Raw genomic sequence first — 16,088 nt, 5'->3', positions numbered from 1 at the left:
GTTCTTGAGATTGATGCAGGTGTAACATAATCCGATGCCAGAGGGGAGCAGCACCAATCACCCCAGACACTTGTTCCATGGGCTCACCATTAAAATTGCCTACCCAAGTGGCAACGGTATAGTTTTTGGTGAATCCCACAGTCCAAGTATCTCGGAAATTAGAAGAGGTGCCAGTTTTAACGGCAGCCGGAAAAGGTAAATTCAGTACTGAATCTACACCAAACCCCTGAGCACGAGCTTGAGGGTCACTCAGTATATCCGTGATTAATGCCCAGGTTGAAAGGGTTGAATGTTGTTCGCGTAGCGTGGCCTTTTGGCCAAGGGTTGAATGTTGGAGGGTTGAATGTTGGAGGGTTGAATGTTGGAGGTTGAATAGTGGGCTTTGCTTACTTGGGGGATGATCTGACAATTGTTTGCTTCGCGCCATTCCTGCTCTTCCGTAAACCGACAAATCATCCCTATTTGGCGAGGGGCTAGATAGCTTAGTGACAAGGGATGTGGGTTTTCCAAGTCGTGCTAGGGTGAGGTAGGCGCGAGCTAGTTCCCAAAGACTGACTTCGCCACTACCTAGGGTTAATCCTAATCCATAATGTTCTGGAGACTGGGTTAGGTGTTCAAAGCCTAGTTGATGTAAGTGCAACAGAAAGTTTGATACTCCAACTTTTTCCAATACCCTAACTGCTGGGATATTAAGGGAATTGGCTAGAGCAATACGAATGCGAACTGGTCCGAGGAAGGTTTCGCTGTAATCGGTGGGACTGTAGAGTCTAGCTCCGGGAATCGGGTAATAGGTGGGGATGTCAGCTAAGACGGTGTTAGGACGAATAATTCGTTGCTCTAGGGCTAATTGATATAAAAAAGGCTTGAGGGTGGAACCGGGTTGACGTAGGGCTTGGACTCCGTCATTGCGTCCTAATTCAGCTTCGGAAAAGTAATCGGGAGAGCCGACATAGGCGTATACTTCACCGGATTGATTCTCAATGACTATAGCAGCAGCGTGATGGACATTTTTATGGGCAAGGTCGCGAACTACTTGCTGCACTTGGGCTTCAACAAATTCCTGTAGGGGACGGTCGATAGTAGTACGAATTTGGGAGGGATGCTCTGATGGTAATTGGTTGGCAACCAAGAATAAAAAGTGTGGCGCGGCAATTATTCCTTGCTGTCGAGGTAGTAGGGAAATGGCTTCCTCATAGGCTTGGTCTGCTTGAGTAGCGGTGATATAGCCATCTTCTACCATGCGCTTGAGCACATAGATTTGCCGCCGTTTGGCAGCATCCCAGTAATAATAAGGATTGAGATAATTAGGATTATTGGGTAGACCAGCTAATAGGCTGGCTTGAGCAACATTGAGTTCACTAGCAGGCATGCCAAAATAAATCCGAGCAGCAGCTTCTAAGCCATAGATATTGCCACCCATGGGGAGTCGGTTGATATAGGCTGCCAAGATTTCATCTTTACTCATCCCTGCTGCTAATCGCCAGGATAGCCAAATTTCTTGGAATTTGGCAGGTAGAGTGCGGGGGTTGGGTTCCAGCATCCGTGCCAGTTGCATGGTGATGGTGGAAGCACCACTGACAATGCGTTTCGCCTCAATGGCTTCAATTAGCGATCGCATAATTGCCCGCATCTCTAATGCCCCATGGTGATAAAACTCTCCATCTTCTGCGGCGAGAATAGCATGGATAAAGTGCGGGGAAATTTGATCGAGAGGGACAACTGCAGTATGGTCTTGGTCTCGACTGAGGATTGTGCCTAGGGATAAACCATTGCGGTCACGAAATTCTACCGCTAGGTCATCTTGAACTAAATCTTTAGCACGAATGGGAGCGAGATAGGGAAGCGTACGCACCGTGATGCCAAGCAGCGCCAAGCCAAGGAATAGTTTTACAGCACGCCGATGTTTGGGATTCAGCCTCAACCACATTTTCTGTTTGATGATGTTAATCGAATTTCTCATCAGGGAAACAATCTTGTGTAGCTCATTACTATGAGAACCGTTATAACTCAATGGTTAGAGGAAGGCTGAGGTGGAAACCTGAGGTGATTAGAGCTTTGATCAAATAGTTAAATCAAACAAAGCATCGGAGCAATTTTACTGTATGTTTAAAGAACTATTAAGAAAACCTTGAATTAAACATGGATTTAAGAGTACAATTGGCGGAATCTCTGGATGAGACAACCTGGGACTTACTGATTCCTCATGTGAAACGAGATGCAGTATTGGTGGTGAATGAGGGACTGGATTTGTTGGATGTTGGGGTAGCGATCGCAAATGATGATGTGCTATCTGTCCAACATTGGATCAGTGAGCAGCTAATGCACAAGCCTTTACTTGAGCAACTCTCTAATTGGAACAGCAACCAGAACAAGCGGTTTCAGGCTCTGATTGTACAACCCTACGTACTGGTGCAAGAACTCTCAACGGACTTTACCAAAAAATTTGGGTAATCGCGCCCCGTCCTTATAGGACGGCTTTTTTTTAAACAATGGCCTTGACAGTTTGTACTAGGTGTGCTATTTTAAAAGTCTATAACAATAAACTAAAAAACTAGATAGATACTATCTAACCATAAGTAGGCAACGTAAAAAATATGTCTGTGATACATATTGCGTAATTTGGTCTAACGACTTAAAGGTCTATGAAAAATTTAGATAAAAAAAAGTATCTATCTATCTATATATAAAAAAGGTACGGTGGGGCACACCGAAACCTAGATCCATGATCAAGCACGCTTAGGTCGAATTGTCCTCTACTTTTTTTGGTTCCGACCTGCTATACGCAAGACAGCTCGTTGTTCGCGTAGCGTGGCCTACGGCCAAGTAAGAATCCCCGTTATTCTAGGACGGGGAGTGTCAATTGATTAACCTTTTCGAGGCTTGGCCTAATTCAGCCCCTGTATGACCTGTCGTCAACCACAGCAACGCCCTAGCCCCATCTCGCAAAGCTTTTTCAAAGGGTTCAGGAGACTTTCCGGAAGGAACAGGTAACGGCTTGAGAACAATTCCTCTACTGCCAAGCACGATATCACCAATCAAGCGAGCACGGCGCATATGATAGTCAGAAGTAATCAAATAGACACTATCGATGTCCTGAGCTTCTAACTGATCCACTAACGTGGTAAAGTTAGTCACCGTATCCACCGCTTTGTAGTCTAGGTGGAGGCGACTGACCTCAATTCCTTCCCGGGTAAATAACCGTTTAGCATATCCCTTCGGGCTGCCGGAAGATACCCAAATGTTGAGGTCTGGGTGCTTTATGGCAAATTTGGCAGCATATCTCTCCCGCGATTCAGATCCCCCTAAAACTAAGGCAACTTTTGGTTGCACTAAATAGCTTTCAATCCTTTTGTAACCAAACATCAGAGTCATTGCTAAAACGAGTGTCACCCATGGTATTAATTTAGCTTTATAGTTAGGGGCTGATGAGTGGGAGTGAATCCTGAAAATCATAACTCGAATGGATGTCGAATAGATAGATGGCGTTGTTTAACTCAAAGCGCAAGGAAAGCAGCTTTCTTTAGGGATTAGTCATTACTTGCTACTTGCTACTTGTTACTTGCTACTTGTTACTTGCTACTTGTTACTTGTTGATTGTTACTTGCTACTTGTTACTTGCTACTTGTTAATCAACAAAAACTAAAAAATTTAGAAAGATTTACCAATCAAGCTTAGTCTTGGTCCTTGACCGGAAAAACTGATGAAGGAATTGTCAACGCTAGCTGATAGAGTTGACGTCGGGGGAGTTGAGTTAGCTTAGCTAACTGACGACTCGCTTGGGATCGCGATACTCCCTGAGCCATAATCTCTGTCAATTGAGCTTCTAGTTCAGCTTTTGATAACATAGGCTTTTGTTGGGAAGCTCCACCAATTACTAGGGTAAACTCTCCCTTGGGTTCTAGCTGAGTAAAATGAGCGATCGCCTCCCCAATAGTTCCCCGCCAAAACTCCTCATGCAGTTTGGTTAATTCCCTAGCTAATACAATTCTACGATTTTCTCCCAAACAGTTTGCCAAATCTCGCAACGTATTAAGCACACGGTGAGGCCCTTCATACAAAATCAACGTTCTTGGTTCCCCCTTGAGAGAGTCTAAACGTTTTTTTCGACTTTGACCCTTGGTGGGTAAAAAGCCTTCAAACACAAATCGGTCTGTCGGTAGTCCCGCAGCACTTAATGCCGTAATTCCAGCAGTAGCACCTGGTATTGGCACTACCGATATCCCCTCCTCAATAACAGCCTTCACCAATTTATAGCCAGGGTCAGAAATGCCTGGCATCCCAGCATCCGTCACCAACGCAATGGTATTTCCTTGACCCAGGCGATTCAACAACTCGGGTAAACGCTGGTCGTGATTGTGTTCGTGGTAACTCACTTGCGGCGTTTTAATTTGAAAATGCTGCAATAGCTTCCCGGTATGGCGCGTATCTTCCGCAGCAATCAAATCCACCGATTGCAGAATTTCCACTGCCCGAAACGTCATATCCTGCAAATTACCAATTGGTGTTCCCACCACATAAAGCATTCCCACTTGTCTTCTTCGCCATCCCTTACGTCTTTGCGGTTAATCAACAAATCACGGGCTCCTACCCCAAAAGATGAAACAAGTCAGCCAGAATGGTATTCGAGAACAAAAACCCTTCCGGGTCAGTTAATCTCAACCCTCCCGCCACTGGTAACCTCTGACCATAGGTTAAATTAACCCTTTCGCCATTATCTCCCACAACCTCTACCCAGTTACAACCGTAGTATGGCAGCAAACCCATCCAAATCTGTTCCAGAATTTTTTCCCCAAACCTCTGAGCTAGCATAGATAGACTCAACCCCTCTGCCAAGCGTAGACCTAGCATTAGGGTTTCTAACAACACATCCTCTGAAGTCGTGGGTGAGCCATCCCAAACCCCACCCGCTTCTAGTAACTGTTCCACCCAAGCATCATACTCCCGCCTCGTGCGTGGTCTAGTGAACCGATATCCTTGAGTATAGCTAGCCGCACCCATGCCAAAACCGTAATAAGGGCGGTTTTCCCAATAGACCCGATTGTGACGGCATTGATGACCAGGCAAGGCATAGTTAGAAATTTCATAATGTTCGTACCCCACACTAGTAAACACCTGCTGTGCTAAGCGGTACATCATGACAGTGGTTTCATCAGTCGGTAACGGCTTAGTTCCAGAGGTGTACTGGCGGCCAAAGGCAGTCACAGGCTCAAGGACTAGGTCATAGCTGGAAATGTGGGTAGGGGCAATCTTGACCGTTATTTCCAGAGACTCCTGCCATTGTTCTAGGGTTTGAGCCGGTAGACCAGAGATTAAATCAAGACTAAATTCGGGAACCTCTACTTGATGGATCAGTTCGATAGCAGTGACTATATCTTTAGAGTCATGGGTACGGCCACAATTGCTCAATAATTTATCTTGAAATGCCTGAACCCCTAAGCTGACTCGATTGACCCCCAAATCTCGGTATCCCGTTAACTGATCCTTGTTGAAGGTTCCTGGATCCATCTCCATGGAAATCTCGGCATCAGCTGCAATTCCAAAGCGCCTGTCCAAGGTGTCGAGGATTTTGGCTAGTTGTTCAACTGTCAGCAGAGAGGGGGTTCCACCTCCAAAGAAAACTGTGTCTAAACTGCTTGTGGTCGGTGGAGTGATATTAATTTCCTGACATAACACCTCGACATACTGGTCAATCATGCTAGAGGTACTCTGTGTGGCCTTATCCCCTACCACAGAGACTGGAAAATCACAGTAATAGCATCGGCGTCGGCAAAAGGGAATATGAACATAGGCGGCACTGACTCTTAAAGAATCGCAATCTTTCTCAGAATTATGTAATAAATTGACCACGGGCTTTTTACGGTAATACTTCAATCAGGTAAGCCAATCCGACCGTTGGGATGAACAGTTATTAATTAAATAAATTTTTTATTAGTTTTGTGATCATCTTTTGGCTAACCTCAATCTCCTCCGGAGCGAGATTCCCCCCTTAAGAAGAGTCAACAGTAGGAAACCTGTAACTCCCTTGAGCAGATAACTCCAGCGAATATAATTGCCCAAGCTATCCCTCGGTTAGCCTAGGCAATTCAACGGTTTAATGAAGCTAAGTCGGATCAGAGAATACAGCGATATAAAGGATATACTAAATAGTGTTGTTGACTATCACGTTGACGACAGTTTATGCAATCGTTTAAAAAGTTTTCCTAAAAAAACAACTACAAAACCAATTGGAAAGGAAGAATGCTTGACTTCGTCATTATACTTTTATTTATCATAGCAGCAGCAAGCATAGGCTTCGACAGTGTGGAATTGCTACCCGGTCATGTGCAAGATCAAGTCAGCAATTTGACAGCGTTACGCTCGACTACTGCATGCTTTGGTGCCATTATCGGACTAGCACTAGGGTTAATGGCCCAAGTAAGTTACCGTCGGGTAGAAGCCCAAGTGCGAAAAATGCCAATGGAGGTGATTTTAACCAGGTCTATTGGTCTGATCCTGGGACTGCTGTTAGCTAATTTGATGCTAGCGCCGATTTTCTTACTCCCCATCCCCTCGGAATTTTCCTTCATCAAACCCCTGACTGCCATTTTAGGAAGTGTGATGTTTTCGTTCTTGGGGGTTAGTCTAGCCGATACCCATGGTCGCACCTTCTTGCAGCTGATCAATCCTAACAGCCTGGAATCAGTTTTAGTGGCAGAAGGCACCCTCAAATCAGCCTCAAGTAAAATTATAGATACTAGCAGTATCATTGATGGTCGGATCGAAGCACTGCTTGAGACGGGTTTTATCGAAGGTCAAATTCTGGTTTCCCAGTTTGTCTTACTAGAATTGCAGCAACTTGCCGATGCTGCCAATGATCAGAAGCGCACTCGGGGACGACGGGGCCTAGATATCCTAAATCGGATGCAAGCCGTTTATCCAGAACGCTTGGTGATTCATTCGGCTGATTACGATGACCTACAAACTGTAGATACCAAATTGGTACGTTTTGCCCAGGAAATTAATGGCACTCTTTTAACCAATGATTACAACTTGAGTAAAGTGGCTAACCTCCAAAAGGTGCCAGTGTTGAATGTCAATGATTTAGCCCAAGCCGTGCGTCCTCTGTATCTACCGGGTGACATCCTAGAGCTGAAAATCCTTAAGGGGGGTAAAGAACCTACCCAGGGAGTTGGTTATCTAGATGATGGCACAATGGTAGTGGTGGAAGAAGGGTATAAACACATGGGTGTTGAACTGCCAGTGATTGTTACCTCAGCGTTGCAGACTTCAGCAGGTAGGATGATTTTTGCTCGACCTAAAGCTTCGGTTACGGTTTGATATTGGTGTTTTATAGGTTGGCAGGTTGGCAGGTTGGCAGGTTGGCAGGTTGAAGGTTGCAGGTTACAGGTTGCAGGTTGGCAGGTTGAAGGTTGCAGGTTGTTTGCCCTTGGCGTCCCTTGTAGCTTACCTTACAGCTTGAATGTTATAAATCCAGGTTTGCTCTTCTTAAGCCTCTAATCCTCAACAACCGTCTCACCATCAACCGTCTCACCATCGACCGTCTAACCGTCAATCATCAACCGCCTAACCTTCAACCTCCTAACCTTCAACTGGCTAACCTTAAACCTCCTAACCAATGACTAATGCCATGCTTAGCCTATGCATGATTGTTAAAGATGAGGAAGAATCATTACCACAATGTTTGAGTAGTGTCAAGGATGTAGTGGATGAGATGGTCGTCCTAGACACAGGTTCAACGGATCGAACGATTGAGGTGGCGCAAAGCTATGGTGCTAGAGTTTATCAGTTTGAATGGTGTAATGATTTTGCAGCTGCTCGCAATCAGGCATTGAAGTATGTGCAAGGGGAATGGGTGCTGGTGTTGGATGCTGATGAAGTGTTGAAACCGGAAGTTGTACCGGAAATTAAGCAGGCAATCCAAAATAGTTCCTATCTAGTTATTAATCTAGTCCGGCAAGAAGTGGGTGCAACTCAATCTCCCTATTCTCTGGTGTCCCGTTTGTTTCGCTATCACCCAGAGATTCGCTTTTCTCGCCCCTATCATGCTATGGTGGATGATACTGTAGCGCAAATGTTACAACGAGAACCCCAATGGCAGGTGGTGTCTCTATCCCAGGTGGCAATCTTACACTACGGTTATAGCGATGATGCGATCGCATCACGGGATAAGTTGACTAGAGCGCTTACGGCGATGGAAGGCTATCTGGCTAGTCATCCGTTTGATGCTTATGTGTGTAGTAAACTCGGGGCGCTTTATATTCAAAATAATCAAGTAGACCAGGGTCTGGAGTTACTCAAGCGTGGTTTAACTGGCACTGAGCTAGAGCCAGCGGTATTATTTGAACTGCACTACCATCTGGGGAATGCTTATACTCGCCAAGGAGAGCTTAATTCAGGAGCAATACATTACCAACAAGCGATCCAACAACCGATTTTGCCCCAGTTGAAATTAGGAGCTTACAATAACTTGGGCAGTTTGTTGTTACAAGCAGGGGAGTTGAATCACGCCAAAACCGCCTATGAAATGGCAGTGAAGATAGACCCAAGTTTTGCCCTTGGACATAATAATCTGGGCATGACTTGGAAGGCTTTGGGTCAGATGGAAAATGCGATCGCATCCTATCAGCAAGCGATTCAACTCAACCCAGAGTATGGAGAGGCTTATCAAAACTTGGGAGTGGTTTGGCTTAAACTGGGCAAGGTTGATCAGAGTTTATCAGCCTTTAAAAAAGCGATCGCACTTCACGAAACCGATAACCCAGCTGAAGCTCAGCGTCTTCGTCAGGGACTTCAGGCTATGGGATTTCAGGTTTAATCTTATTAAGTATTAGGGAACAGGGAACAGCGGATCACCGGAACAGGGAACAGAGAACAGTAGAAAAGAAATACGAGATTTTTTTGGTGTTATGCCAGGGCTGTTTCATTATTTGGAATAAATTGTCAGGTCAATCGGGTGAAAGGGAGGTGGGGTGCTGGGGAGAGGGTTTTTTTAATAAAAATACCTTTTTATTAAAAAAAATTCCCCGACGGTGCTTCGCACCGCTATCTCCCGTTTCTCCCGTTTCTCCCCACCTCCTATCCAAAGGTGCGACCCGAAGGCGCGACCCTAGGCCGGGTTCCCCGGCCTAGGAGGCGCGGGCCTTGAGGGAATTTAATTCTGAATGCGGGAACGAAGTTACCGCATTCAGAGGGTCGCCTTTATGGGTTACTGGCTATAGGTAAAAGGGTTAAAACTTTTGTAATAAGGCCTCAGATGAAACCTTAGACAGGCTCGCCAATGAGCGTCGGCAGGCTATGCATAAAAGGGTTAAAACTCGTGGAATAAAGCGAGCCTGTCTTACGGTAACTTCAAACCACTCTTCAAGGTTTTGTCTCCGGAAAGCGCACCTATCACATTTTAGTCGGACCCAAGAAACAGCCCTGGGGTTAGGGGGGATTCCTGTTCCCTAAAATCCCAAAATTGTGTACCTCACCAAATTGAAAACCGCTATACAAGTAATCAAACCTATTGTGAATGAATCGATGCTGCTGACTTTGGCAGTGTTACGATCCCTGAAATCTGTGAAGATTCCCCGGATAACTGATGGTATCTAGTTTATGGGCGTTACCTAGCTAACTGTGATTCCCTAATTTTAACTAAAACTTGAACAAGTTTAGTCTTAACTTTACGAATACTTTAAATAAAAGTATTTTTCTTTAAAAAAAGAATTGATAAATTGATAAATAGTCAAGTCAAGCAAAATATAAAAATTTTCAGGGTAAAAAAATAAGACACCTTAAGGTATTTGAATTTTTCATGAATACTCCAACATTTAAACGTTGATTTAAAGGGGAATCTACGAAAACTTTATCGGTTTTACGAGTCTGAATTAGGGTGTATCAACTGGTGTATCAACTGGTGTATCAACTGGTGTATCAACTTATGATGCCTTGAGGTGAGCTTAGTCAAAATTTGTTTGTCTGCAATGACCTTCTTGTGTCAATAATTTAATCTACCAAAGACAAAATATGATGACTACTATTTTTGGATTTGAGACTGGCGACTTCATAAATTGGAACACTATCGGCGATGCCAGCATTGAGACAGCGGCATTTGGCAGTATCCCTTCTCAGGGAAAATTTCAGGCTTTAATTACTAATGATGTGGGTTCTGTAAGTGATAGCGAACTTGAAAACCTCTTGGGTTTGAACCCAGGCACTATAGATGGTTTTGGCAATGGGGATGCCAAAGAAGGATCCGCTCTCAAGCTAAAACCTATTACAGTCAACGCTGGAGATGTTTTGAGCTTCGACTTTAACTTCCTCACTGATGAGCTTACCCCTGACTCCACCTTCAAGGATTTTGCCTTTGTCTCCATCACCCCAAACGTTTTATTTAACCTCGCAGATACAAATAGTTCATTTCTCCTGTCTCCTACAGGATTTCGTCAGGAAACAGACTACAATACCTTTACCTACAAATTCCCAACTTCTGGTACTTATCTAGTAGGTATGGCAGTGGTGGATGTAGAAGATGAGTTATTGGAATCCGCCCTACTAGTGGATAACTTGAAAGTTGTGCCGAAAGATGAAGTAATTGTAGGCACAAGCAACGATGAAACTCTTTTCGGTACTGCTGATAATGACACAATCTACGGTCAAGGTGGTAATGACACAATCTTTGGCAGTGAGGGAGTAAACATTCTCTATGGTGGTGCTGGAGATGACCTGATTTTCGGCGGTTCCAACTCTGACAACATTTATGGCGGCACTGGTAATGACCGGATATTCTCCTCCGGAGGCAGTAACTCAGTTTATGGGGGTATCGGTAATGACTTCATAGACACTGGCACTGGTAATGATTTCGTTGTTGGTGGCTTTGGCAACGATACGATCAGGCTTGGGGGTGGTCAGGATATTGTTGTCCTAGAAGCACGCAAAGGAACTGATACTATCATTAACTTTGAGGCTGGTAAGATGTTCCTGGGTCTGTCTGGTGCCTTGACTTTTAGTAACTTGACGTTTAACCAAAGTGGTGGTGATGTGGAAATCTCTGCTAACAGTGAAGTCTTAGCAGTTGTGAATAATGCACAAGTTAGCACTATTGCCAGCGCTAGCAACTTTCTGACGATTTAGTTATCTGATTTAGCTTGATCTGTGAGTGTAACTCTGAGTCAACCTGTTTTTTCCCGACGGTTTCTAACTCAGCATTTACGCAATAACTATACTTTTAGGGGCGCACGTCGTACGCCCCTACTACTGATGCTAACTACATAAGGGCGTTTGAGGTCGAGTTTGGCGACAGTCGCTGTAACTCTGGTTTTTCTGTGAAAACTATCATAACCAGGTCTAGAATCTCAAGAGGTACACTGGGGGAATTGGTAGTTAAAGATTATGGTTTTGATTAGTAATCAGTTCCCTATGTCTACATTTTTATTAGAAGTCGGTACAGAAGAATTACCCGCAGATTTTGTGGATAGTGCGATCGCACAGTGGCAATCGAGAATTCCCCAAACCCTGGATGAGTACTTTCTTACTCCAGAAGGAATTGAGATTTACGGCACCCCTCGCCGCTTAGCAGTTATCATTAAAGGATTACCTCAAAAGCAACCCGACCGAGAAGAAGAGGTTAAAGGACCACCAGCTAAGGCAGCGTTTAAGGATGGCCAACCTACTAAAGCAGCGATTGGGTTTGCCCGTAAACAGGGGGTAGAGGTAGATAATCTATTCCTCAGAGATACGGCTAAAGGCGAATTTGTCTTTGTTCAGAAACAGATATCCGGTCGCCCCGCTACGGAAATTTTAACGGAACTGATTCCCCAATGGATATTTGGATTGGAAGGAAGACGGTTCATGCGCTGGGCCAATGGAGATTTAAAGTTTCCCCGTCCGATTCGCTGGCTAGTCACACTTTTGGATGATGTAGTGCTACCGGTAGAGTTAGATAATAATGCCGAGATTATAAAAAGCGATCGCATTTCCAGTGGTCATCGGATCTTGTCTCCCAAACCAGTAGAGATTCCCCAAGCAACAGATTATCAGTCCTATTTGCGCAATGCTTATGTAGAGGTCAACCCTGAAGCACGTCGCGAGACAATCAAATCACAAGTGGAATCAGCCGCTAAACAATTAGGTGGTTATACCCCTCTGTACCCTGAGTTATGGGAAGAAGTCACTAATTTAGTGGAATGGCCGACAGCAGTAGTAGGTAAATTTTCCTCAGAATTCTTGAATTTACCTCAAGAAGTGGTCACCACAGAGATGGTGTCTCATCAGCGCTACTTCCCAGTATTCAAAACCGAAGCGGCTACTGAACTTATCCCCTATTTTATTACTATTGGTAACGGTGACCCGGCTAAATCCGAAATTATTGCTACTGGGAACGAGCGGGTAATCCGAGCCAGGCTAGCCGATGGACAGTTTTTCTACAAAACCGATATCGACTCACCCTTGGAAAGCTATTTACCCCAACTGGAGAAGGTCACTTTTCAGAAAGATTTGGGTTCAGTACGCCAAAAGGTCGGTAGAATAGAAAAGATAGCGAGTCAAATTACTGACCAGTTACGTCAACACTCTCCTAATCTAATCTCACCAGAGGCGATTACTCAGATTCAAAGAGCGGCCTTACTGTGTAAAGCCGACTTGGTTACCCAGATGGTCTATGAATTTCCTGAATTACAAGGGGTAATGGGACAAAAGTATGCCGTTACTAGTGGGGAATCTGAGCAAGTCGCAACAGCAATTTTTGAGCATTATTTACCCAGAGGTGCAGGGGATGCTCTACCTCAAACCCTGACCGGGCAAGTGGTAGGATTAGCAGACAGGCTAGATACTTTAGTCAGTATCTTTGGTTTAGGCATGTTACCCACAGGCTCTTCTGACCCCTTTGCTCTACGTCGTGCGGCTAATGGTATTATCAACATTACCTGGGATGCCAACTTACCGATTAATCTCCAACAGTTGCTACAAGATATTGCTGCAGATTTTGTAGCTGCTTATCCAGACAAAAACTCACCAATAGAGTCATTACAAGAATTTTTCTTACAACGGATTCGGACTCTGCTCCAAGAAGAAAATAAAATTGACTATGATTTAGTGAATGCTGTGTTAGGAGAAGATGATCCCGAGTATCAAAACAGGGCATTAATTGATGTGTTAGATGTACGCGATCGCGCTTTGTTTCTTCAGTCTATCCGAGATAATGGTACGCTGGATAAAATCTATGAAACTGTCAACCGTTCAGCTCGTTTAGCTAAACAAGGGGATTTAGATACCAAAGAGTTACAACCAACAACAGTAGTGACTCCGGAATACTTCCAGAAATCTTGTGAGCAAGCATTTTATGATGCCCTAGTGGAATTAGTGCCGAAAATTAAAGCGTCTCAGGAAGAGCGAGATTATCAGAAATTAGTGGAAGCACTAGAACAGATTGCTCCTACAGTTAGCACTTTCTTTGATGGTGACCAGAGTGTGTTGGTGATGGATCCTGACCCCAATATTCGCAGTAATCGGTTGAATTTGTTGGGATTGTTGCGGAATCATGCTCGTGTGTTAGCAGATTTTGGAGCAATTGTCAAGAGTTAGGGTTTGGTTTGTCAGCAATTAGCTATCAGCTATCAGTAATCAGTAATCAGTAATCAGTAAGCAGTAAGCAGTAATCAGTAATCAGTAATCAGTAATTAGCTATCAGCTATCAGCTATAATAAATCAGTAATCAGCAATCAGCAATCAGCAATCAGTAATCAGTAATCAGCTAAAGGCCAAGGCCAACGGCTGACGGCTGATCGCTGACCGCTGACCGCTGATCGCTGACCGCTGACCGCTGACCACTGACCACTGACCACTGACCACTGACCACTGACCGCTGACCACTGACCGCTGACCGCTGACCGCTGACCGCTGACCGCTGATAACTTTGGGGGATTGATCGTAAAAGCTCTATCTGCGGTTCTACTAAAATTGTGGTCAAATTGAAACTGACCCACTATGGAACTAGCCTCAGAACTGCCATGGAGATTTTGGAAACCGTAACGTTTGATGATGCGATCGCATTCACCGAATCGATAATGACCAAAATGGTAACAGGGGAACTAACATCGCCAGAAATTACCGAAGCGATCGCATCCTTAGTCAAGAGCAAGAATGGTGCTAGAGGTTTCTTTGTCACCTACCTTACCAGTGACAGCACCTTAGCTGACAATCCCTCACCAGAGGTGATCACAGCCCTAGAGTCATCCCCCGAAATCGTAGCCGAACTGTTAGTCAAAAATTTAGCTATGTCAGCGGCAATGGCATTGAACCATCGCCGCAATGGCAAAGAAGACATGGCTCAAGGATCAGACCGAGTGCGATCGCGTAGTGCTAATCTCATTAAACAACTAAACATGCCAAGCCTGTTTGACATTGCCCAACAGTTAAGGCAAAGCGCCCTTACTGGAGTTGGCAACTACCAAGAATTTCTCAAGCGCTGGAAATACGATTCTGATCAAAAACAGGTCATTCATGAAGCTTTATCTGACATTCTTGACCAATAATCAAAGGGATGTTTCCAAAAATCAAAAACTGACTATAGCAATTAATAGGAAAATAGCAATTTAAAAAATGTTAATTGCTATTTCCTAATCTCATCATGTCTACTTTCTAATAGTATAGCACTACCCATTCAAATGTTTGACGCTGCATCGCTCCTAAACTCCAAAACGTAAGTAATCGCTTACTTTTGACTTCTGACTTCTGACTTTTGACTTTTGACTTTTGACTTTTGACTTCTGACTTCTGACTTCTGACTTTTGACTTCTGACTTCTGACTTCTGACTTCTGACTTCTGACTTCTGACTTCTGACTTCTGACTTGCGCGTAGCGCTATATCATGGCTAATGATCAAAATTCTTCACCTATCTGATATCCACATGGGTAGTGGTTTCTCCCATGGACGAATCAACCCTGCTACTGGAATCAATACACGTTTAGAAGATTTTGTCAATACCCTAGCTAAATGTATTGACCGAGCCATTACCGAACCTGTGGATTTAGTTCTTTTTGGCGGTGATGCCTTTCCCGATGCCACACCACCACCTTATGTTCAACAAGCTTTTGCTAATCAATTTCGCCGCTTAGTAGATGTAAACATTCCTACCGTTTTACTAGTAGGAAATCACGACCAACACTCCCAAGGACAAGGAGGTGCTAGCTTATGTATTTATCGCACCTTAGGCGTGCCTGGATTTGTAGTAGGGGATAGCATCGAAACTCATAAGATTCAAACCGACAATGGTCGAGTACAGGTGATTACTCTACCGTGGCTAACCAACTCCACCCTTCTCAGTCGCCCAGACACCGAAGGTCTAACCCTAGCCGAGGTTAACCAACTCCTGATCTCACGGCTTGAGCCAATCTTAGAAGCAGAAATTCGTCAACTAGACCCAAACCTGCCAACGGTCTTGTTAGGTCATTTAATGGCAGACCAAGCTAGATTTGGTGCAGAACGCTTCCTAGCCGTTGGTAAAGGTTTTACTATTCCGCTCTCGCTGCTGACTCGACCCTGCTTTGATTATGTAGCTTTAGGACACATCCACCAACACCAGAATCTCAACCACTCCAATGACCCGCCAGTCATTTACCCTGGCAGCATTGAGCGGGTCGATTTCAGTGAAGAGAAGGAAGACAAAGGTTATGTCATGATTGAGCTGTCCAAAGGTCATGTTCAGTGGGAATTTTGTCCCTTGTCAGTGCGTCCCTTCCGTACCATTGAGGTCAACCTTGCTGAAGCAGATGATCCCCAAAGTACTTTACTAAACGCTATTGGTAACGAAATTATTAAAAACGCTATAGTCCGGCTGATTTACAAGCTACGTTCTGAGCAGCTCGACCTAATTGACAATAGTGCCATACATGAATCCTTGAGGGCAGCCCACCACTATACCATTCGTCCAGAATTAGTCAGCCAGCTAGCCCGTCCCCGCTTGCCGGAACTTGGTATAGGTAACAGTATTGACCCCATAGATGCGTTATCGACATATCTAGAGAATCGGCAAGACCTCAGAGATATTGCTGCAGATATGCTAGAAGCTGCAGAATGCCTATTAGAGAAAAATCGTTGACACTCCCCG

13 protein-coding genes and 1 pseudogene are annotated in these 16,088 nt (G+C 44.5%); 7 read left to right on the top strand and 7 right to left on the bottom strand.

The features are described 5' to 3' along the window. On the bottom strand, positions 1 to 1,960 hold a 1,960-nt coding region (locus F6K38_RS11075), incomplete at its 3' end, for a penicillin-binding protein 1C (protein WP_502709575.1). Positions 1,961 to 2,139: 179 nt separating this feature from the next. Here F6K38_RS11075 and F6K38_RS11070 point away from each other — a divergent pair. After that, complete coding sequence (locus F6K38_RS11070) at positions 2,140 to 2,451, top strand: DUF2288 domain-containing protein (protein WP_008187864.1); 312 nt, start codon at positions 2,140 to 2,142, stop codon at positions 2,449 to 2,451. Positions 2,452 to 2,856: 405 nt separating this feature from the next. Here F6K38_RS11070 and F6K38_RS11065 read toward each other — a convergent pair whose 3' ends face one another. From F6K38_RS11065 to hemW, 3 genes are all read right to left on the bottom strand, one after another. Continuing rightward, on the bottom strand, positions 2,857 to 3,453 hold the full coding sequence (locus F6K38_RS11065; protein ID WP_008187866.1) for a YdcF family protein: 597 nt from the start codon (positions 3,451 to 3,453) through the stop codon (positions 2,857 to 2,859). A 218-nt stretch (positions 3,454 to 3,671) separates the two neighbouring features. Continuing rightward, positions 3,672 to 4,523: a 16S rRNA (cytidine(1402)-2'-O)-methyltransferase gene (rsmI, locus tag F6K38_RS11060; RefSeq protein ID WP_008187868.1), complete on the bottom strand. Its 852-nt coding sequence runs from the start codon at positions 4,521 to 4,523 to the stop codon at positions 3,672 to 3,674. Between the two features lie 61 nt (positions 4,524 to 4,584). Next, positions 4,585 to 5,847: a radical SAM family heme chaperone HemW gene (gene hemW / locus F6K38_RS11055; RefSeq protein WP_044494242.1), complete on the bottom strand. Its 1,263-nt coding sequence runs from the start codon at positions 5,845 to 5,847 to the stop codon at positions 4,585 to 4,587. A 390-nt stretch (positions 5,848 to 6,237) separates the two neighbouring features. Here hemW and F6K38_RS11050 point away from each other — a divergent pair, with 390 nt between their 5' ends. The 4 genes from F6K38_RS11050 to glyS all read left to right on the top strand — a co-directional run bounded on the left by F6K38_RS11050 (position 6,238) and on the right by glyS (position 13,563). Then, the gene (locus F6K38_RS11050; RefSeq protein WP_044494244.1) at positions 6,238 to 7,317 is read left to right on the top strand and encodes a PIN/TRAM domain-containing protein; all 1,080 of its coding nucleotides are present in this window, start codon (positions 6,238 to 6,240) and stop codon (positions 7,315 to 7,317) included. Positions 7,318 to 7,642: 325 nt separating this feature from the next. Then, positions 7,643 to 8,815 carry a tetratricopeptide repeat protein gene (locus tag F6K38_RS11045; protein ID WP_008187875.1) on the top strand — a complete coding sequence of 391 codons (1,173 nt, stop codon included), beginning with the start codon at positions 7,643 to 7,645 and terminating at the stop codon, positions 8,813 to 8,815. A gap of 1,193 nt (positions 8,816 to 10,008) precedes the next feature. Next, complete coding sequence (locus tag F6K38_RS11040) at positions 10,009 to 11,115, top strand: calcium-binding protein (RefSeq protein ID WP_052308470.1); 1,107 nt, start codon at positions 10,009 to 10,011, stop codon at positions 11,113 to 11,115. 285 nt (positions 11,116 to 11,400) lie between these two features. Beyond that, a complete protein-coding gene (gene glyS / locus F6K38_RS11035; RefSeq protein WP_044494267.1) occupies positions 11,401 to 13,563 on the top strand; it encodes a glycine--tRNA ligase subunit beta in 2,163 nt (720 codons plus the stop codon). A gap of 165 nt (positions 13,564 to 13,728) precedes the next feature. Here the strand turns inward: glyS and F6K38_RS43280 are convergent, their stop codons facing one another. Further along, entirely contained in the window at positions 13,729 to 13,851 is a 123-nt protein-coding gene (locus tag F6K38_RS43280) for a hypothetical protein (protein WP_353737184.1), read from the bottom strand. Beyond that, positions 13,812 to 13,964 (bottom strand): annotated as a pseudogene (locus tag F6K38_RS43275) (hypothetical protein); the annotation flags it as partial. The pseudogene F6K38_RS43275 and the gene F6K38_RS43280, both read right to left, overlap by 40 nt. Between F6K38_RS43275 and F6K38_RS11025 the strand changes: the two are divergent. Further along, on the top strand, positions 13,950 to 14,513 hold the full coding sequence (locus F6K38_RS11025) for a sll1618 family protein (RefSeq protein WP_324616702.1): 564 nt from the start codon (positions 13,950 to 13,952) through the stop codon (positions 14,511 to 14,513). The pseudogene F6K38_RS43275 and the gene F6K38_RS11025 overlap by 15 nt on opposite strands. A gap of 179 nt (positions 14,514 to 14,692) precedes the next feature. Here the strand turns inward: F6K38_RS11025 and F6K38_RS11020 are convergent, their stop codons facing one another. After that, complete coding sequence (locus F6K38_RS11020; RefSeq protein ID WP_044494246.1) at positions 14,693 to 14,863, bottom strand: hypothetical protein; 171 nt, start codon at positions 14,861 to 14,863, stop codon at positions 14,693 to 14,695. On the opposite strand from F6K38_RS11020, the gene sbcD reads away from it, so the two are divergent. Continuing rightward, positions 14,856 to 16,079 (top strand): exonuclease subunit SbcD, encoded by a 1,224-nt coding sequence (gene sbcD, locus F6K38_RS11015; RefSeq protein ID WP_008187888.1) that lies wholly within the window; start codon positions 14,856 to 14,858, stop codon positions 16,077 to 16,079. The genes F6K38_RS11020 and sbcD overlap by 8 nt on opposite strands. Positions 16,080 to 16,088 lie beyond the last annotated feature (9 nt).

This window comes from Moorena sp. SIO3B2 (assembly GCF_010692525.1).
GTDB classification, from domain to species: Bacteria; Cyanobacteriota; Cyanobacteriia; order Cyanobacteriales; family Coleofasciculaceae; genus Moorena; species Moorena producens.
This window is presented reverse-complemented; position numbering and strand designations above follow the sequence as displayed.